Annotated in this window: 17 protein-coding genes; 13 read left to right on the forward strand and 4 right to left on the reverse strand. The window is 35.5% G+C overall.

Features of this window, described 5'->3' with window-relative positions:
* Positions 1–111 precede the first annotated feature (111 nt).
* Both DKK70_RS00345 and asnB read left to right on the forward strand, forming a co-directional pair.
* Positions 112–456 carry a YdbL family protein gene (locus DKK70_RS00345; protein ID WP_110422398.1) on the forward strand — a complete coding sequence of 115 codons (345 nt, stop codon included), beginning with the start codon at positions 112–114 and terminating at the stop codon, positions 454–456.
* 159 nt (positions 457–615) lie between these two features.
* Positions 616–2,289, forward strand: coding sequence for an asparagine synthase B (asnB, locus tag DKK70_RS00350; RefSeq protein ID WP_110432262.1), 1,674 nt, complete (start codon positions 616–618; stop codon positions 2,287–2,289).
* Positions 2,290–2,375: 86 nt separating this feature from the next.
* Here the strand turns inward: asnB and satP are convergent, their stop codons facing one another.
* Positions 2,376–2,954: an acetate uptake transporter gene (gene satP, locus DKK70_RS00355; RefSeq protein ID WP_110432263.1), complete on the reverse strand. Its 579-nt coding sequence runs from the start codon at positions 2,952–2,954 to the stop codon at positions 2,376–2,378.
* Between the two features lie 230 nt (positions 2,955–3,184).
* Between satP and dnaK the strand changes: the two genes are divergently transcribed.
* The 5 genes from dnaK to DKK70_RS00380 all read left to right on the forward strand — a co-directional run bounded on the left by dnaK (position 3,185) and on the right by DKK70_RS00380 (position 8,660).
* Entirely contained in the window at positions 3,185–5,104 is a 1,920-nt protein-coding gene (dnaK, locus tag DKK70_RS00360; protein ID WP_110432264.1) for a molecular chaperone DnaK, read from the forward strand.
* Positions 5,105–5,229: 125 nt separating this feature from the next.
* Entirely contained in the window at positions 5,230–6,372 is a 1,143-nt protein-coding gene (gene dnaJ, locus DKK70_RS00365) for a molecular chaperone DnaJ (protein WP_110432265.1), read from the forward strand.
* A gap of 195 nt (positions 6,373–6,567) precedes the next feature.
* Positions 6,568–7,065, forward strand: coding sequence for a MarR family winged helix-turn-helix transcriptional regulator (locus DKK70_RS00370; RefSeq protein ID WP_110432266.1), 498 nt, complete (start codon positions 6,568–6,570; stop codon positions 7,063–7,065).
* Positions 7,062–7,697, forward strand: a complete 636-nt coding sequence (locus DKK70_RS00375; RefSeq protein WP_110432267.1) for a peroxiredoxin-like family protein — start codon at positions 7,062–7,064, stop codon at positions 7,695–7,697. The genes DKK70_RS00370 and DKK70_RS00375 overlap by 4 nt, the downstream gene beginning before the upstream one ends.
* Before the next feature lie 240 nt (positions 7,698–7,937).
* Positions 7,938–8,660 (forward strand): GntR family transcriptional regulator, encoded by a 723-nt coding sequence (locus tag DKK70_RS00380; RefSeq protein WP_110432342.1) that lies wholly within the window; start codon positions 7,938–7,940, stop codon positions 8,658–8,660.
* 54 nt (positions 8,661–8,714) lie between these two features.
* Here the strand turns inward: DKK70_RS00380 and DKK70_RS00385 are convergent, their stop codons facing one another.
* The gene (locus DKK70_RS00385; RefSeq protein WP_110432268.1) at positions 8,715–9,914 is read right to left on the reverse strand and encodes an enolase C-terminal domain-like protein; all 1,200 of its coding nucleotides are present in this window, start codon (positions 9,912–9,914) and stop codon (positions 8,715–8,717) included.
* Between the two features lie 267 nt (positions 9,915–10,181).
* On the opposite strand from DKK70_RS00385, the gene DKK70_RS00390 reads away from it, so the two are divergent.
* Positions 10,182–11,570, forward strand: coding sequence for a PTS transporter subunit EIIC (locus tag DKK70_RS00390; protein WP_110432269.1), 1,389 nt, complete (start codon positions 10,182–10,184; stop codon positions 11,568–11,570).
* Positions 11,571–11,942: 372 nt separating this feature from the next.
* On the opposite strand, the gene grcA is transcribed toward DKK70_RS00390, so the two are convergent.
* Positions 11,943–12,326, reverse strand: a complete 384-nt coding sequence (gene grcA / locus DKK70_RS00395) for an autonomous glycyl radical cofactor GrcA (RefSeq protein WP_110432270.1) — start codon at positions 12,324–12,326, stop codon at positions 11,943–11,945.
* 186 nt (positions 12,327–12,512) lie between these two features.
* Entirely contained in the window at positions 12,513–13,079 is a 567-nt protein-coding gene (locus DKK70_RS00400; protein WP_219999625.1) for a DJ-1/PfpI family protein, read from the reverse strand.
* A gap of 243 nt (positions 13,080–13,322) precedes the next feature.
* Between DKK70_RS00400 and DKK70_RS00405 the strand changes: the two genes are divergently transcribed.
* From DKK70_RS00405 to upp, 5 genes are all read left to right on the forward strand, one after another.
* Positions 13,323–14,843 (forward strand): MFS transporter, encoded by a 1,521-nt coding sequence (locus tag DKK70_RS00405; protein WP_110432344.1) that lies wholly within the window; start codon positions 13,323–13,325, stop codon positions 14,841–14,843.
* Between the two features lie 31 nt (positions 14,844–14,874).
* A complete protein-coding gene (bglB, locus tag DKK70_RS00410; RefSeq protein ID WP_110432271.1) occupies positions 14,875–16,014 on the forward strand; it encodes a beta-galactosidase BglB in 1,140 nt (379 codons plus the stop codon).
* Positions 16,015–16,109: 95 nt separating this feature from the next.
* The gene (gene ung / locus DKK70_RS00415; RefSeq protein WP_110432272.1) at positions 16,110–16,799 is read left to right on the forward strand and encodes a uracil-DNA glycosylase; all 690 of its coding nucleotides are present in this window, start codon (positions 16,110–16,112) and stop codon (positions 16,797–16,799) included.
* Positions 16,796–17,794 (forward strand): gluconate operon transcriptional repressor GntR, encoded by a 999-nt coding sequence (gene gntR, locus DKK70_RS00420; protein WP_110432273.1) that lies wholly within the window; start codon positions 16,796–16,798, stop codon positions 17,792–17,794. The genes ung and gntR overlap by 4 nt, the downstream gene beginning before the upstream one ends.
* A gap of 151 nt (positions 17,795–17,945) precedes the next feature.
* A complete protein-coding gene (gene upp / locus DKK70_RS00425; RefSeq protein WP_034883276.1) occupies positions 17,946–18,572 on the forward strand; it encodes a uracil phosphoribosyltransferase in 627 nt (208 codons plus the stop codon).
* Positions 18,573–18,624 lie beyond the last annotated feature (52 nt).

Genomic DNA, 18,624 nt, shown 5'->3' on the forward strand with positions numbered 1-18,624 from the left:
TCGTTGTTATTGGTTAATGAAACTGACCTTTACCGCGAAAGATTTAAAGTTTAATCGTTTTTACACATATTCATCTCATTTTAATATGATGTATTTAATAAGGAGTCTGTCATGAATATCTATAAAAAAGCAACAGTAGCATTATTATCAATCACCTTAGCTTTACCGGTATTTGCTTTAAATTTAGATCAAGCGATTGATTCACTAGGCCAAGCTAAAGCCAATGGTTTAGTGGGAGAACAAGCTGATGGTTATTTAGGGGTAGTAAAAAATGAAGGTAATGCCAGCGAAATTGCCCAGTTAATTAATCAGGCTCGTAAACAAGAGTATCAAAAAGTATCAGCTCAAAGTAATGTGCCATTAGTGGAAGTTCAAAATAGAGCAGGAACTAAAGCACAAGAAAAAACACCAGCTGGTCAATATATTAAACAACAAGGGCAATGGTTAAAAAAATAATAGTCAACTTTTACAGTAATAGAAAAAGTATAATGATATTGTACTTTAATTGTTAACCAATAATGTGTATGCTGTTATTTTTATGCTTTGCTTGTAATATTTAAAATAAATTTTATTAGTAAATAGTATCGTTTTAACGATTTTAAATGGAGAAATTCAATGTGTTCGATTTTAGGTATTCTTGATATTAAATCAGATCCAGAACAACTACGAACAAAAGCATTAGAACTATCAAGTCTACAACGTCATCGTGGACCTGACTGGTCTGGTATTTTTGCTTCTGATAAAGCTATTTTAGCCCATGAACGTCTATCAATTGTAGATGTTAATACAGGATCTCAGCCGCTCTATAATAAAGACAAAACACTTGTTTTAGCGGTAAATGGCGAAATTTATAATCATCAAGAACTCCGAAATCAGTATAAAGATCGTTATGAGTTTCAAACAGGATCTGACTGTGAAGTGATCTTAGCTTTATACCAAGAAAAAGGTATTCACTGTCTTGATGATTTACAAGGTATGTTTGCGTTTATCCTTTATGATATTAATAAAGGTACCTATTTTATTGGTCGTGATCATATCGGTATTATCCCAATGTATATGGGATATGATGAAAACGGCACATTTTATGTTGCCTCTGAAATGAAAGCATTAGTCCCAGTTTGTAAAACTATTGAGGCTTTCCCTCCAGGTTGTTATTTATCTAGCACTGAAGGTGAAATCAAAACCTATTACAAACGTGATTGGATGGAATACGATAATGTCAAAGATAACAAAACTGATATCAATGAACTTCGTATTGCATTAGAAGAATCTGTTAAAAGCCACCTGATGTCTGATGTGCCTTATGGGGTTTTATTATCTGGGGGACTTGACTCTTCAGTTATCTCTGCGATTACCAAAAAGTTTTCTGCACGTCGCGTTGAGGATCATGAAAAATCAGAAGCTTGGTGGCCACAATTGCATTCATTTGCGGTTGGTTTAAAAGGAGCGCCAGATCTTAAAGCAGCACAAGCGGTTGCTGACCATCTAGGTACGGTTCACCACGAAATTAACTTCACCATCCAAGAAGGTATTGATGCGATTCGTGATGTTATTTATTACATCGAAACTTACGATGTCACAACTATTCGCGCTTCAACCCCAATGTATTTAATGGCAAGAAAAATTAAAGCAATGGGCATCAAAATGGTGTTATCGGGTGAAGGTGCTGATGAGGTATTTGGTGGTTATCTCTATTTCCACAAAGCGCCAAATGCTAAAGAGTTCCATGAAGAAACTGTGCGTAAATTAGCTGCGCTTCATATGTATGATTGTGCTCGTGCTAATAAAGCAATGGCGGCTTGGGGTGTCGAAGCTCGGGTACCATTCTTAGATAAGAAATTCTTAGATGTTGCAATGCGCATTAACCCTACAGATAAAATGTGTGGTAGTAACGGTAAAATGGAAAAACACATTGTCCGTGAAGCCTTTGAATCTTACTTACCGGCTTCAGTAGTATGGCGTCAAAAAGAGCAATTCTCTGACGGTGTAGGTTACAGTTGGATCGATACCTTAAAAGAGATTGCGGAAAGCAAAATTACCGATCAACAGTTAGAAAACGCAAAATTCCGCTTCCCATACAATACGCCAACCTCAAAAGAAGCGTATATGTATCGTGAGATTTTTGACGAACTATTCCCAGTTGAAAGTGCGGCACATTGTGTACCTGGCGGTCCAACCGTTGCTTGTTCAACAGCGAAAGCGATTGAATGGGATGAGTCATTTAAAAATCTAAATGATCCATCAGGTCGTGCAGCAGTTGGTGTGCATAATGATGCTTATAAAAAATAAATAGTATCATAAAGAAAAATAAAAAAACGGGGATATTTCCCCGTTTTTTAATGCTCACAATGCTATTATCACAAAAAGGATATTGCTTAATGTGCTGCGCCTTTTGCCGCGCCAATTGGTAAAATTGTACGGCCGTATTGCTCATTGAGAACTTCAGCCATAGCAAGATAAATTGCACTCCCACCACAAATAATGCCTTCAAAGCCGGCAATATGAATAATGTCATGGTTACCAGAGATGTTACCGATTGCTAATAAAGCAAATAAAACCGTTAAGCTAGCAAAAACGAATTGCAATGCACGATTTGCTTTTAAGGTGCCGATAAACATAAAGGCGGTAAAAATCCCCCACAGTGCTAGAAAAATACCTAAAAAAGTTGCATCAGTGTTTACCGTTGCTGATGAAGTTGGTAAATACCAAATACCGACTAATGCTATCCAGAAAAAACCATATGAAGTAAAAGCTGTGGTGCCAAAGGTATTGCCTTTACGAAATTCTAAAATTCCGGCAATCACTTGAGCTAGTCCACCATAAAAAATACCCATAGCAACGATGGCTGTGGTAACCGAAAAAAAGCCTGCATTATGAATATTTAATAAAATTGTTGTCATACCAAACCCCATAAGCCCCAATGGTCCCGGATTGGCAAGTTTAGTTTGTTGCATAAAATTCCTGTTTTTAAACACAATAATAAAAATGGGTTGCAATAATAAGAGGTGAGATTATCGGAATCAAGGTCTATAAAAAAATTATTTTTAATTGCCCCCTTGATATTAACAATAATGTTCCCATTTATGTGAAAACAAAAACATATCTTTGTCAAAATAAGGCCTTGAAATTGAATATTTAAGACTTATATACAGAGAATAAAATACAGGTTTGAGGAGAAACGATTATGGGTAAAATTATTGGTATCGACTTAGGTACAACAAATTCATGTGTTGCAGTAATGGATAACGGCCAAGCAAAAGTATTAGAAAATGCCGAGGGTGATCGCACAACCCCATCGATTATTGCTTACACACAAGATGGCGAAATTCTAGTTGGTCAACCAGCTAAACGTCAGGCAGTAACTAATCCACAAAATACATTATTTGCAATTAAACGTTTAATCGGTCGTCGTTATGAAGACGCTGAAGTACAACGTGATGTTGCTATTATGCCATATAAAATTGTTAAAGCAGATAATGGCGATGCTTGGGTTGATGTTAAAGGTCAAAAAATTGCGCCACCACAAATTTCTGCTGAAGTTTTAAAGAAAATGAAGAAAACTGCAGAAGATTATCTTGGTGAGCCGGTTACTGAAGCAGTTATTACTGTTCCTGCTTATTTTAATGACGCACAACGTCAAGCAACCAAAGATGCTGGTCGTATTGCTGGTTTAGATGTAAAACGTATCATCAACGAACCAACAGCTGCCGCGCTTGCTTATGGTCTAGATAAAGATGTGGGTAACCGCACTATCGCAGTATATGACCTTGGTGGTGGTACTTTCGATATTTCAATTATCGAAATTGATGATGTTGACGGTGAAAAAACATTTGAAGTATTAGCTACTAATGGTGATACTCACTTAGGTGGTGAAGACTTTGACTCACGCTTAATTAACTACTTAGTTGATGAATTTAAACGTGAACAAGGTTTCGATCTTAAAAATGATCCACTTGCGATGCAACGTTTAAAAGAAGCGGCTGAAAAAGCGAAAATCGAATTATCATCAGCTCAACAAACTGATATTAACTTACCTTATATCACTGCTGATGCAACCGGACCTAAACACTTAAATATCAAAGTGACTCGCGCAAAACTTGAATCATTAGTTGAAGATTTAGTTAAACGTTCAATGGAACCAGTTAAAACAGCATTAAAAGATGCAGGTCTTTCTGTTTCTGATATTAAAGATGTCATCTTAGTTGGTGGTCAAACACGTATGCCAATGGTACAAAAAGCCGTTGCCGACTTCTTTGGTAAAGAGCCACGTAAAGACGTTAACCCTGACGAAGCAGTTGCAGTTGGTGCTGCGGTTCAAGGTGGTGTATTAGGTGGTGATGTTAAAGACGTATTATTACTTGACGTAACACCATTATCATTAGGTATCGAAACCATGGGGGGTGTCATGACTACCTTGATTGAGAAAAACACAACTATCCCAACTAAACATAGTCAAGTGTTCTCAACAGCTGAAGATAATCAATCGGCGGTAACTATTCATGTGTTACAAGGTGAACGTAAACGAGCAAGTGATAACAAACCATTAGATCAATTTACCCTAGATGGTATTCAACCTGCACCACGCGGTATGCCACAAATTGAAGTAACCTTTGATATTGATGCTGATGGTATTTTGCATGTATCTGCAAAAGATAAAAATACTGGTCGTGAACAAAACATTACCATTAAAGCTTCTTCAGGATTAAGTGAAGAAGAAATCCAAAAAATGGTAAGAGATGCAGAAGCAAATGCTGATGCTGACCGTAAGTTTGAAGAATTAGCACAAATTCGTAACCAAGCGGATCACCTTGTTCACTCAACTCGTAAACAAGTGACTGAAGCTGGCGATCAATTATCAGCTGATGACAAAACCGCTATCGAAAGCGCGGTAAGTAATTTAGAAAATGCTGCCCGTGGTGAAGATAAAGCAGAGATCGAAGCTAAAATTAATGCATTAATGGAAGCGTCAAAAAAATTACTTGAGTTAGCACAACAACAAGCTCAAGCGGATCAATCTGCAGGTCAAGCAAATAGCGGAAGTTCTGCAGGGCAAGATGATGTTGTGGATGCCGACTTCAAAGAAGTTGATGACGAGAAAAAATAAGCATTAACTAATATGTTCTTTAATGAGTTATTGCAACGAGTTTTAAACATGTAAAACATCAAACGGGCGCGAGGTAACTCAAGCCCGTTTAGTTGTTTATATAATGATTAAAGTAAAGGTTAATTATGGCGAAGAAAGATTATTACGAAACATTAGGCGTAAGTAAAAGTGCCACTGAAGCAGAGATAAAAAAAGCCTACAAACGCCTAGCCATGAAATATCATCCGGATAAAAATCAGGATAATAAAGCAGAAGCTGAAGCAAAATTTAAAGAAGTCAAAGAAGCTTATGAAATCTTAACCGATCCGCAAAAGAAAGCCGCTTATGATCAGTATGGCCACGCTGCTTTTGAACAAGGGCACGGTGGTGCTGGTGCTGGAGGATTCGGTGGTTTTGGTGGTTTTGGTGGCGGTTCGGCATTTGATGATATCTTCAGTGATTTCTTCGGCGGAGGTCGAGGGCGAGGACAAGGGCAAACAGCGTCACGAGGTAATGACTTACAATACAATATCTCCTTAACGCTAGAAGAAGCAGCAAGTGGCGTAACTAAAGAGATCAAAGTACCAACTTGGGTAACTTGTGATGTATGTCATGGACAAGGGACTGAAAAATCATCTGATGTGGTAACTTGTGATACTTGTCATGGTTCTGGTGTCGTCCAAATGCGGCAAGGCTTTTTTGCGGTACAGCAAGAGTGTCCAACCTGTCACGGCCGTGGAAAAATCGTTAAAAACCCATGTAAAAAATGTCGTGGTGAAGGACGAATCCAAAAAACAAAAACGTTATCTGTTACTATTCCAGCCGGTGTTGATACAGGAAACCGTATTCGACTTTCAGGTGAGGGTGAAGCAGGACTTAATGGCGCACCAGCGGGTGATTTATATGTTCAGGTACAAGTAAAGCCACATGCAATTTTTGAGCGAGATGGTACTAACTTACATTGTGAAATTCCGATTAACATTGTATTAGCATCCCTTGGTGGTGAAGTTGAAGTGCCAACCCTAAATGGTAAAGTTAGTTTAACCATACCGGCAGAAACGCAAACCGGTAGAATGTTTAGATTACGTGGAAAAGGTATTAAATCATTACGCGGTAGCACAGTAGGTGATTTGTATTGCCATGTTGTGGTTGAAACCCCTGTAAACTTAACTGGCAAGCAAAAAGAGTTACTCAAAGAGTTGGGTGACAGTTTTAAAGCTGATAAAAACGCCAAACATAGTCCAAAAGAAAAAAGCTTCTTTGATAAAGTGAAGAAGTTTTTTGGATAATATAAATCGTTGATTATACAATCGAGCCTTACGAATAAGGCTCGATTTTTTTTATCCTATTGATATCTTAATATTTTTCATTTCAGTTATCTTGAATTTTCCCTTTATTATTAGATATTCATAATTTGACATTAAGTCATATAGTATTTAATATATCTAATTAGTAAGGGGGCTAACTAATTTGGAGGGTAATGCATGCAGCTCGAAAATCGCTATTTATCTTTTTGCAATATTTTGAAGAAACAAAATACGGTTGATTTAGAAAAGATTAGAACATGCTTTACATTATTATCTGTTGCTAATCTGATCGATATAGAGTGTGCTAAACGTCTTGATAAATATCATCTTTCAGAAAGTCGACTAATTATTTTAGTTTTACTGAAAGAATATCAAGAATTATCTTTGCAAGAAATTGCCAAATTATTAGGAATAACTAAAGCTTCGACAACCACGCTTGTCAGCTCGTTAATTAATGATGGGCTAGTATCAAAAAGAAATGATGAAAATGACAAAAGAATTTCCATTATTTGTTTAACCCCAACAGGAATGGATTTATTAACGGAAACGTTAAACGAACACAGTGTTTGGATCGAAAAAATCACTAATAACTTATCTGATAATGATGTTGCTATATTCAGAAAAGTACTAAGCCAAATTCATGAAAATGTATCAAAAAAGGAAATTATTAAATGAAAGTAATTGAAGATTTACAAATATTAAGACAAGATCTATTAGCACAATTACCACCCGATGTACTAAATATGTTAGATAATTCACTAGCTGATATGCTAAGTGAAAAACTAGAAAGTCATGCTTTACAATGTGGCGATATTGCACCTGACTTTTCATTAATCTCAACTGATAATGAAAAAATCAATTTATATCAATTACTGGAAACTCAACCGGTAATCATTAGTTTCTTTCGAGGTAGTTGGTGTCCGTTTTGTGTAAAAGAATTGGAGCATTTTCAAAATAACTTAGAATTGATGCAAAAAAATGCACATTTCATTGCTATTTCACCGCAGAAATCTTCAATTAGTGGACAGTTAAAAAAAGAAAAATCGATGTCGATAACGATACTATCAGATATTAAAAACAACATAGCTAACCAATTTGGTTTAGTATTCACATTACCGGAAAAAATGCGAGAATTATATAAGAGTTTAGGTGCTAATTTATTGGATTTTAATGATGATGATAGTTATACATTACCAATACCAGCAACTTATGTAATCGGGCAGGATAAAAAGATTCAGTTTGCTTATGTTAATGCTAATTATATGGAACGAGCTGATATATCTGAATTATTAAAAGTATTAAACTAAGAAAAAACTAGCAGCACAACTTCCTATTAATCATAGTTAATAATATAAAGAAATTTAAATTTATCTAACCATATAAAAAGTTATTACTGTTATGTAAAAAAGGATAATATTTTATATTATCCTTTTTTGTATTAAATTTAATTAAAAGTATAAACTTACCTTTTAGTCGTAAAGGCATGAGCAGTAACATTATATTATTGTTCGGTGGTGAGTGAGTTATAAGGGTAATAGCTTGTGAAGATAAAGAAAAAAGATTTTATTGCTCAAGATCTTTTAGGGCGAATTTATCAGCAATTAAGTTTTGCTAATCAAAAATTGCCTGCCGAACGAGAGCTTGCAGAAAGTTATGGCGTCTCTCGTCACACAATACGTAAAGCGCTAGAAAAATTGCTGCAAATCGGTATTATTTCGGTTCAAAAAGGTTCGGGTACTTTTATTAATCAACAAGCTAAAAATAATCCATTAATTTATAATTCGCTGACGGAAAAACATTACGATCAAATTAACTCTAAACTTATTTTATTTCGTAAAAGACGTGCACAGTTAGCAGAGAAACAGACCTTTAATCTAATTGACGATGATTATATTTGGGAGTTTCATCGTATTCGTTTTGTTGATGGTCGTGGTACCCAAATTGAGATTTCTAAGTTACCTTGTCGATATTTTCCAGATCTAAAACAAAAAAATATTGAAAGCTCTATCCAACAATATGTATTAAGTAAAGGTTATGAAATATCCCATTATTTGACGCAATATCAAGCTGTTGCCATTAATCGTCAGGAATCAGAATTACTCAAATGCAAAAAAGGCATGCCTGCAATGAAAATTATCAATCGGTGTTTTTTAAATAATGGTGCAATTTATGCCATTAGTGAAATTATTGATATTCACTATACTTGTACCTATATCACACCATTTAATAAACCTAATTTTGAATTAAGATTAGTTGATGATAAAAAGTAAATTTACCCATCAACTTGGTGTCAACTAGTTTAAAAAACTTTCATTAAACCTGATTTATGGCGTATGTATGACCCCATTAGGTAAACGGCTTTGAGTCCATTCATGTGGTCGATAAACCACAGGATATTTACTTGCCTCAGCTTTATTAATTGTAACACCAATACCTACTTGCTCGATTGGATATAAATAGCCTTGCTTGGCGGCAATAATACCTGGAAATACTGCCTGCGTATTTGTCGAATAAGGGATATATTCTTGAATTGCCGCATTATGCAAATGAATATTTAGATGAGTATTTACCGCTGCAGCAATTGGTGTCATATCTGGTGGACAATGCCAGGCAACTCTTACCCCAAATGGTTGGCAAAATGCGGCTAATTTTAAAGCAGGTGTGATTCCGCCAATTTGTGAAACATGACAACGAATAAAATCAATTTTACGTTGAATAATCAGATCTTGCCACTCTAATGGATTATTGAATAGTTCACCGGTTGCCAAAGCAACTGAAGTTTGGCTACGAATTTGATCCAACCATTGATTTTGATTCGGCGGTAAAATATCTTCAATAAAATAGGGCTGATATTGTTCAACTTGTTTCGCAAAAGCGACGGCCTGATTAGGAAATAATCTTTCATGAACATCATGCAAAAAATGGATTTTATAGCCATATTTTTCTCGTAACTTTTTAAACATCTCTAAAGTATTTTGCATATACTGATCTTGATCAAAGTAAGCCCCACTACTTGACTGTTGTGGACTATGCAATTCATCTGGTTTGCCACCATAAAATCCTAATTGACAACGAATATGGCGATAACCTTGGCTGATACATTGGTCAACCTGTTTAAAAAGTTCTGACAGTGTTTCACCGGTTGCATGGGTATACACTTCTATCGCATCTTTTGATTTACCACCAAATAATTGATAAAGAGGCATATTCGCTAGTTTAGCTTTAATATCCCACAATGCCATATCAATTCCAGCAATAGCATTATTAATAATTGGTCCATTACGCCAATAAGCATTAACCATTAACATCTGCCAAATATCTTCAATATGATTGGCATCTCGGCCAATGAGCAATGGTTTTAAATATTCATCAATAATGGTTTTTACGGCTAATGGTCGCTGTTGAAAAGTTGCACAGCCATAACCGATAACCTCTTTATCCGTATAAATAATTACGCTAACAAGATTATGTCTATCCGGTTTAGTAATGATACATTCAATGTCAGTGATATGGGTTGGTAACATAGGGTTAGTATCCTCATTAAAACTTTTTCTTTTTATATAATTACCGATATTTTCCACATCTGTAAAGCGCAAAATATTGGTGAAAAATTATTGGTTCAAATTTAAATAAAAATTGTCGAGAAAAAGCATACCAATTGGAAAATAAAGTAAATTTCAGTGTCAAAACCGCTTTTTTTGTGATCTAGATCAAACTTTTCATTCTTGTATTGGTAATTTAAAGTTTCTATTATTTTAGATAAACCAATTCTAAGGACGATTGAGGTTCTAATGAGTAAACAAGAAAGTATTCAAAAAATTATTGCTAATATTGGCGGTAAGGAAAATATTAAAAATGCTTGGCATTGTATGACACGTTTACGATTTGATTTAGTAGATCAAACCAAGGTTAATTGGGATGAAATTAAACAAATTTCTGGGGTAATTGCTGCGCAATTTCAAAGTGATCAATGCCAAATTGTAGTAGGCACTCAAGTTAAAGCTTATTTTGACTTTTTGGCTGATGAAATAGGATTACAAACACCAGTAAATGATCAAGCTAAACAATCCGTTAAACAATCAGTTAAACAACATAAAGGCATTGTTTCTTTGTTTATGGATACTGTCTCTGGTGTTTTTGGTCCTATTGTACCGGCAATCGCTGGAGCAGGGATGATTAAAGGGTTACTTGCTGGCCTAATTGCGTTAAAAGTGGTTCCTAAAACCAGTGATACCGTTATTATTATTGATTTAATCGCCAGTGGTGTGTTTTACTTTTTACCGTTCTTTTTGGCGGTTTCGGCAGCAAAAATATTTAAAACTAATGAGTATTTAGCCGCAGCTATCGCAGCTTGTTTGATGTATCCAACTTTAATTGATGCGGCAAAATTGTTAGCAACTAATCCTAATGCTGCCAGTTTTTATTATTTTTTGGATATGATACCAATATCGATTTTTAGCTATGCTGGTAGTGTTATTCCTATTATCTTCTCGGTTCTGGCATTAAGTTATATCTATCGATTTGTTGATAAAATTATGCCTAATGTACTAAAAACAGTTTTCACACCAACGGTAACTTTATTTATTGCTGGTTTATTAGCGCTTAGCGTAATTGGTCCTATAGGTATCTATTTAGGTAAACTATTAGCGCTGTTTATCCGTTCATTATTTGATGTTTCTGCCGTATTTGCTGGCGCTATTGTTGGGGCGATTCGACCAGTCGCTATTTTAACCGGGATGCATCATGCGATGACACCGATAGCGCTGCAGAATTTTGCTGAATTAGGCTATGATATGTTGATGCCGATGATGTTTATGGCGAATATGGCAATTGCCGGAGCGACTGCTGCTATGTATTTTAAGGCGAAAAATAAACAAGAAAAAACAGTGATTGTTTCTGCCGCGGTATCCGCATTATTAGGTATCACCGAGCCAGCACTATTCGGAGTATTAACTAAGTATAAAAAAGCTTTTATCGCTGCAACTGCCGGTAGTGCGATTGCCTCAGCCTTCATTGCATTATTTGGGGTAAGGTTATATGGCTATATTCTATCGAGTATCTTTAGTTTACCTGCTTATATTGGTCCTTACTTTATCTTCGCAATATTGGGCGTATTAATATCAATTTGCTCCTCTTTCATCATGGCATATATTTTCGTTGGTAAACAACAGGCCGAATAAAGCAACAGCCCATCGTGTGTGGGCTGTTTTGATCAGGCTAAAAATTTTAAGAATGCCTTTATGATTGTAAAAATGTTAACTTAATAAGTAAATCACATTGGAAATTTTTCGCTGGCGGGATATTAAAAAATTATATTTATAAACCAGAAATTTAAAGAAATAATTAAATGTAATATTACTGATAGATAAACTTTTTATTCAGCATCCGGTTGAATTGAAGGATATTTAAATAACGCGTTGAAAATAAGTGAAAGTTAAAGTGAAAGAGAAAAAGAACAAATAGAACAAAATTATCGCCATTAAAAAAAATTAACCCAGTATAATTACTGGGTTAATCTAACTTATACTACGTAAACATTTAAAATATGTAAATTACATTTTAGTTGTGAAAGTACGAGCAATAACGTCGCGTTGTTGTTCAGCTGTTAGTGAGTTAAAACGTACCGCATAACCAGAAACACGAATAGTTAATTGTGGATATTTTTCTGGATGTTGTACTGCATCTTCTAAAGTTTCACGACGAAGTACGTTTACATTTAGATGTTGACCACCTTCAACTTTAATTGTTGGAGCAATATCTAATGGAATTTCACGATATTCTATTTGACCAAGTTCTGCTGTTGGTACAACTTGATCTTCTTTATAAACTGATTTAGCAGCGACGCAACGTGCTTCTTTTGTTGAATCATCTAATAACCAAAATGAGTTAAGTAGTGCTTGGTTGTCAGCTTTAGTAATTTGGATGCCTGTAATCATTTTTAAATCCTCCTAATGGATTGGGACCTTATTGTCCTAAACTATTTAAGCTTAATATAGCACTTTGAATATTTGATTAAAGTCAAAAAAAACTATTAATCTGATAAGTTTTACCGTTGATTAGCTTTTTAGGATCTTGTCGATATAAATAAAAATATTCCAATAACGCTATGAATTATCAGTGGTTCAGTAATTGACATAAATATGATCGGCTTGAAAGCGAATCTTGTCTTTATCTAATTTCAATAATTCTGCAAGTGTAAAAGCAAATTTAAATGCCATGCCTAATCCTTTACCACTAAAAAGATTGGCATCACAGACAACATCCTGATCAACAAAAATACCGTCTGATACGTTTTTATATAAATCACCAGAGCAGACATATTTACGACCATTTAATAAATTATTCTTACTTAAAACTTTTGCTGCTGCTGAACATATTGGGCAAATCCACTTATATTCTTTATCATGGCGTTTAATGAACTCAATCACATCGGCATTATTACCCAAATTAACCGTACCATCAGGTCCACCCGGTAGAATCACCGCATCATAAAGTGTGTTTGGTTTATTCTTAAGTAACGCATGTGCTCTCATCTCAATACCGTGGTAGCTCTTTACCTTAATATCATCTTGGCAGGCTAATAGATCGACATCTATTTTCACTCGGCAAAGTGCGTCATAAATAATAATGGCTTCGGCCTCTTCAAAACCTTCAGCTAACAAAATGGCTACTTTTGGAATATTCATCATAAGTACTCACAATAACAGTTGAAATTTGAATCATTGTTTCATAAATTTTTTTTGAAAATAGAATTTATTTCATAAAAATAAAATATATGTGAACAAAATCACATCGACTTTCAAAATTTTGCCATTTTTATAGAAAGTAGGCAGGTATATTAAAGTTTCAGGAAAGTTCCCACCATAGACTAGTCACAGTACTTAAAGGAGTTATTTATCTTTTGGAATAAGGAAAAAATGAGTGGGGAAAATATGAAAAAGAGAGTGATAGGATTAAAAAATTACTTAGCCTATGGCGCGGGTGATTTTTTAGGTGCCGGTACAACAGCATTGACGGCTGTATGGTTATTGTATTTTTATACCAATTTTTGTGGACTAACGCCAATTGAAGCCACATTTATTTTCGCGGCCGCAAGGGTTCTTGATGCGGTGATTAGTCCATTAATGGGTTATTTAACCGATAACTTTGGTCGAACTCGATTAGGAAAACGTTTTGGACGTCGTAAATTCTTCATATTGCTTGGTATTCCTCTCATATTCAGCTATAGCGTAATGTGGGCGCCCGGTATGAATTATCTCTACTACTTAATCACCTATCTTTTCTTCGACATGGTATACACCATGGTGCTTGTTCCTTACGAAACCTTAGTCCCTGAAATGACCGACGATTTTAAGCAAAAAACCAAATTCTCTGGTGCCAGAATTTCAATGGCACAATTGTCGGCAATATTAGCTGGATTCTTACCGGGAATTTTGCTCAACTATTTTGGAAAAGATAACGCAATATCATTTTTTTATGCCAGCTTAGTGTTCTCAATCTTATGTTCATTTGCCCTTTGCATGGTATACCTATTTACTTGGGAAAGACCGAATGAGCTTAAATCAAACGAAGCATTACTTGCCGAACAACTGGCTGCTTCATTACCATTTAAAGAAAGTATCCGCCATTTAGTCATCGAACTGTTATCCACGTTCAAAATAAAAATCTTTAGACAGCATTTAGGTATGTATCTGGGCGGATATATTGCTCAGGATGTTTTTAATGCGGTATTTACCTATTATGTAATTTTCGTTCTATTACAAGAACCAACCGTGGCTTCAATGCTAATTGGAACAATGTCTATCACACAATTCGTTGCTGTACTATGCATGATGCCATTATGCATCAAATATGGCCCCGCACCAGCCTACCGGGCTGTGGTCACAATCTTCGGTATAAGCTGCCTTTCGTATGGCGTCATTTGGTATTACAACTTAAGTCACGTTCATACCTTACTCGTTACTATCTCAGCCATTGCAGGCCTAGGTCGAGGCGGTATCAATTACGTTCCTTGGAATATCTATACCTATATTTCCGATGTTGATGAAATTATTACTGGCAAACGTCGCGAAGGTATTTTTGCGGGCGTAATGACCTTCACTCGTAAAGCTTCACAAGCTGGTGCGGTAATGTTGATTGGTGTGTGTTTACAATGGTCTGGTTTTGTTAGTGGTCAAAATCAACAACCTGAACAAGTTTCACTAACCATCTTATTTTTATTAGTGATTGGAACAATCTTTGTGCTCTCATTAGGATTTTTAATTTCATTAAAATTTAAATTAAATTTAACTACTCACAAAATTCTAATCAATGAAATTAATAATATAAAAGGTATTGGTTCTAGTTCTGAAAAACGAATTAGTGATGAGGGTAAACCTGTTGTTGAAATGTTAACCGGTATGCCGGTTTCCCAACTATGGGGAAATAATAATATAGGTTATAAAAATAAATAAATTCGTTTTTAATGATTAGTAGAGGTAAAAAATGCAGATATTTCCTGTAAAACATAGCAAATTACTTTGCAAACCAGAATATATAATTTCGCGTTCTGAATTGAAACAACTGATTCACAAAATTGTTAATAATCTCATTAATATTAAAGATGAAACCGGTGAATTTCTACTACGATTAGATGACGGGCGGGTAATTGATACCAAAGGGTGGAATGGCTGGGAATGGACTCATGGCATTGGACTTTATGGTATGTATCAATTTTATCAACAAACCGGTGATAAACCGACTCTCGACATTATAGACGATTGGTTTATACAGCGTTTATCAGAAGGGACACCAACCAAAAATGTTAATACCGTTTGCCCACTTTTAACTTTAGCCTATCGGTATGAAGAAACCAAAAACCCGGTTTTCCTACCTTATTTGGAGCGTTGGGCTGATTGGGTAATGTATGAGATGCCAAGAACCAAATTTGGTGGCTTACAACACATCGTTTATAACAATGAAAATCACCAACAACTTTGGGATGATACTCTCATGATGAGTGTATTACCTATCGCCAAGATTGGTAAATTGCTTAATAAGCCTGAATATATACAAGAAGCAATTTATCAAATACTGATTCATATCCAATATTTAATGGATCGCCAAACTGGGCTATGGTTTCATGGATGGACATTTGAAGGTAACCATAATTTTGCTAAAGCAAGATGGGCAAGGGGAAATAGTTGGTTGACAATCGTCATTCCCGAATTTATTGAATTACTTGATCTTGATCAACATGATCCTTTTAGAAAATTACTTATTGAAGTACTCAATGCGCAAATAGAAGCGCTTGCTAAATATCAAGATCAAAGTGGATTATGGCACACTATTATAGATGATCCCGATTCTTACTTAGAAACATCGGCAACTGCTGGCTTTGCCTATGGTATTTTAAAATCAATAAGAAAACGTTATATCTCGGCAGATTATGCATTAATGGCAGAAAAAGCAATTAAAGGCGTAATGACAAATATTGACGATAACGGAACACTGTTAAATGTTTCATTTGGAACCGCAATGGGTAGCAATTTAGAATATTATAAAAATATTCCGTTAACATCGATGCCATATGGTCAATCTATGGCGATTTTATGTTTAACTGAATATTTAAGAGTCTTTATTTAACATGGTTCAACATTGATTAGCATTAGGTTTATTATTATTTTTAGGTATAATTATTATCATCTCAATATTAGATAAAATAATAGTAAAGGTAAACTATGAGTAATCAATTAACCTGGAATGATGTTATTGGCTCTGAAAAAGAGAAACCCTATTTTCAACATATAATGCAGTTTGTAGCCACACAACGTGCTGAAGGTAAAACTATTTATCCACCTCAGCACGATGTGTTTAATGCTTTTCGTTTTACTGCATTTAATAACATCAAAGTAGTGATCTTAGGGCAAGATCCTTATCATGGTCCAAATCAGGCTCATGGTTTATCCTTCTCTGTTTTACCGGGAATTAAACCGCCTCCATCATTACTAAACATCTATAAAGAGCTGTCAACCGATATTGAAGGTTTTACTATTCCAAATCATGGTTACTTAGGTTACTGGGCAACCCAAGGGGTATTACTGTTAAATAATGTTTTAACTGTTGAGGCCGGACAAGCTCATTCTCATGCCAAACTAGGTTGGGAAACCTTTACTGATCATGTTATTGAAGCGATCGATAAACATTTGCAAGGTGTCGTGTTTTTACTTTGGGGCTCTCCGGCGCAAAAAAAAGGTCAATTTATTGATCGTCAAAAACACCATGTGTTAACCGCTGTACATCCTTCGCCACTGTCTGCTCATCGAGGATTTTTTGGATGTAAACACTTCTCAAAAGCGAATAATTTTATTTTACAACATGGTAAAACGCCAATTGATTGGCAACCAAGATTACCGGAAAATAAGCAATGAATAAAAAACGTCGACCAGGTTTACAAGAAATCGCCAATTTACTTGGTATCAGCAAAATGACAGTAAGTCGCTTTTTACGAGATCCCAATCTTGTATCGGAAGCACTACGATTAAAAATTTCATCGGCTATCGATAAACTGGGTTATATCCCTAACAAAGCCCCAGACATGTTATCCAATGCTAAAAGTTATGCTATTGGGGTGGTGTTACCCTCGTTAACCAACCAAGTTTTTGCCGACATTTTAAAAGGTATCGAAATGGTCACGGATGTAAAAGGGTACCAAACCATGATCACGCATACCGGATACAGTGCCGATAAAGAAGAGTTACGGGTTCGCTCATTACTGTCTTACAATATTGATGGACTAATTTTGACTGAAAGAATACATAATCCCGCCACACTTAAAATGATCGAAATTTCAGGCGTACCGGTAGTTGAAATTATGGACAGTGTCTCACCTTGTATTGATATGGCTGTTGGCTTTGACAATTTCACCGTCACCAAAAATATGATTCATCACATGATAGATAAAGGGCGACGTAATATTGTCTACTTTAGTGCCAGACAAGATCAGCGAAGCATTATTCGCCAGCAAGGTTATGAAAAAGCTATGCAAGAGGCGGGATTAACGCCAAAAACATTAGCGACAAAAGAAGCTTCATCCTATGAATTAGGTGCAAGATTTTTACACCAAGTTCTAGAAGAAAATCCAAGCGTTGATGGTATTTTTAGTACCAATGATGATTTAGCTATAGGCGTATTACTTGAATGTCAACGTATTGGTATTGAAATACCTAAGCAGATAGCTATAGTTGGATTCCATGGACACAAAATTGGTCAATATATGAATCCGAAATTAGCCTCCATACAAACGCCAAGAATAGAAATGGGTAACATTGCTGCCGAATTACTCCTAAAACGCATCAATGGTGAAAAGATAGATCAAAAGGTAATCGACTTACCTGTTGCATATCTAGAGGGTGAAAGTTTATAAAAAATAAAGACTTTTTTTAAAAATCTAGATTAACGATCTGCTTTGTTGGGATTTCTAGTTTTCATGATTTGATATCTCTGCTATAATTACCTCTCAGTGGTTATTTATACCTACTAATTAGATCATCAAAGAATAACACTGAGGCCCCCCAATGAAAATTGTTGAAGTAAAACACCCTCTAGTTCGCCATAAAATTGGCTTAATGCGTGAACATGACATTAGCACAAAAGATTTCCGAGACCTTGCCAGTGAAGTTGGCAGTTTACTGACTTATGAAGCAACAGCTGACTTACCGACTGAAAAAGTGACGATTGAAGGTTGGTGTGGACCAGTTGAAGTCGAACGCATCAAAGGGAAAAAAATTACCGTTGTTCCTATTTTACGTGCTGGTTTAGGTATGATGGATGGTGTCTTAGAACATATACCGAGTGCAAGAATTAGTGTTGTTGGTTTTTATCGTAACGAAGAAACTCTCGAACCTGTTCCTTATTTCCAAAAACTCACTTCTGATATTGAAGAACGTATGGCTTTAGTGGTAGATCCAATGCTTGCTACTGGTGGCTCTATGGTGGCTACTATTGATCTGCTTAAAAAAGCTGGTTGTAAAAATATCAAAGTACTGGTTTTAGTGGCTGCGCCAGAAGGTATTAAAGTATTAGAACAAGCTCACCCAGATGTTGAACTTTATACTGCATCAATCGATGAACGATTAAACGATAAAGGATACATCTTGCCCGGACTTGGCGATGCAGGTGACAAGATATTTGGCACTAAATAAAATCTCAAATTTTAGACCGGTTTATCCGGTTTTTTTATGTCTGTTAGTTAAC

The organism is Gilliamella apicola, assembly GCF_003202655.1.
GTDB classification, from domain to species: Bacteria; Pseudomonadota; Gammaproteobacteria; order Enterobacterales; family Orbaceae; genus Gilliamella; species Gilliamella apicola_R.

Excerpts from the sequence above, each read along its gene's own strand:
- DKK70_RS00405 (WP_110432344.1), top strand. The coding sequence starts at position 13,323 with ATGAAAAAGAGAGTGATAGGATTAAAAAATTACTTAGCCTATGGCGCG.
- ung (WP_110432272.1), top strand. The coding sequence starts at position 16,110 with ATGAGTAATCAATTAACCTGGAATGATGTTATTGGCTCTGAAAAAGAG.
- DKK70_RS00345 (WP_110422398.1), top strand. The coding sequence starts at position 112 with ATGAATATCTATAAAAAAGCAACAGTAGCATTATTATCAATCACCTTA.
- grcA (WP_110432270.1), bottom strand. The coding sequence starts at position 12,326 with ATGATTACAGGCATCCAAATTACTAAAGCTGACAACCAAGCACTACTT.
- dnaK (WP_110432264.1), top strand. The coding sequence starts at position 3,185 with ATGGGTAAAATTATTGGTATCGACTTAGGTACAACAAATTCATGTGTT.
- bglB (WP_110432271.1), top strand. The coding sequence starts at position 14,875 with ATGCAGATATTTCCTGTAAAACATAGCAAATTACTTTGCAAACCAGAA.
- asnB (WP_110432262.1), top strand. The coding sequence starts at position 616 with ATGTGTTCGATTTTAGGTATTCTTGATATTAAATCAGATCCAGAACAA.
- DKK70_RS00375 (WP_110432267.1), top strand. The coding sequence starts at position 7,062 with ATGAAAGTAATTGAAGATTTACAAATATTAAGACAAGATCTATTAGCA.
- DKK70_RS00370 (WP_110432266.1), top strand. The coding sequence starts at position 6,568 with ATGCAGCTCGAAAATCGCTATTTATCTTTTTGCAATATTTTGAAGAAA.
- gntR (WP_110432273.1), top strand. The coding sequence starts at position 16,796 with ATGAATAAAAAACGTCGACCAGGTTTACAAGAAATCGCCAATTTACTT.
- satP (WP_110432263.1), bottom strand. The coding sequence starts at position 2,954 with ATGCAACAAACTAAACTTGCCAATCCGGGACCATTGGGGCTTATGGGG.
- upp (WP_034883276.1), top strand. The coding sequence starts at position 17,946 with ATGAAAATTGTTGAAGTAAAACACCCTCTAGTTCGCCATAAAATTGGC.
- DKK70_RS00400 (WP_219999625.1), bottom strand. The coding sequence starts at position 13,079 with ATGATGAATATTCCAAAAGTAGCCATTTTGTTAGCTGAAGGTTTTGAA.
- DKK70_RS00385 (WP_110432268.1), bottom strand. The coding sequence starts at position 9,914 with ATGTTACCAACCCATATCACTGACATTGAATGTATCATTACTAAACCG.
- DKK70_RS00390 (WP_110432269.1), top strand. The coding sequence starts at position 10,182 with ATGAGTAAACAAGAAAGTATTCAAAAAATTATTGCTAATATTGGCGGT.
- dnaJ (WP_110432265.1), top strand. The coding sequence starts at position 5,230 with ATGGCGAAGAAAGATTATTACGAAACATTAGGCGTAAGTAAAAGTGCC.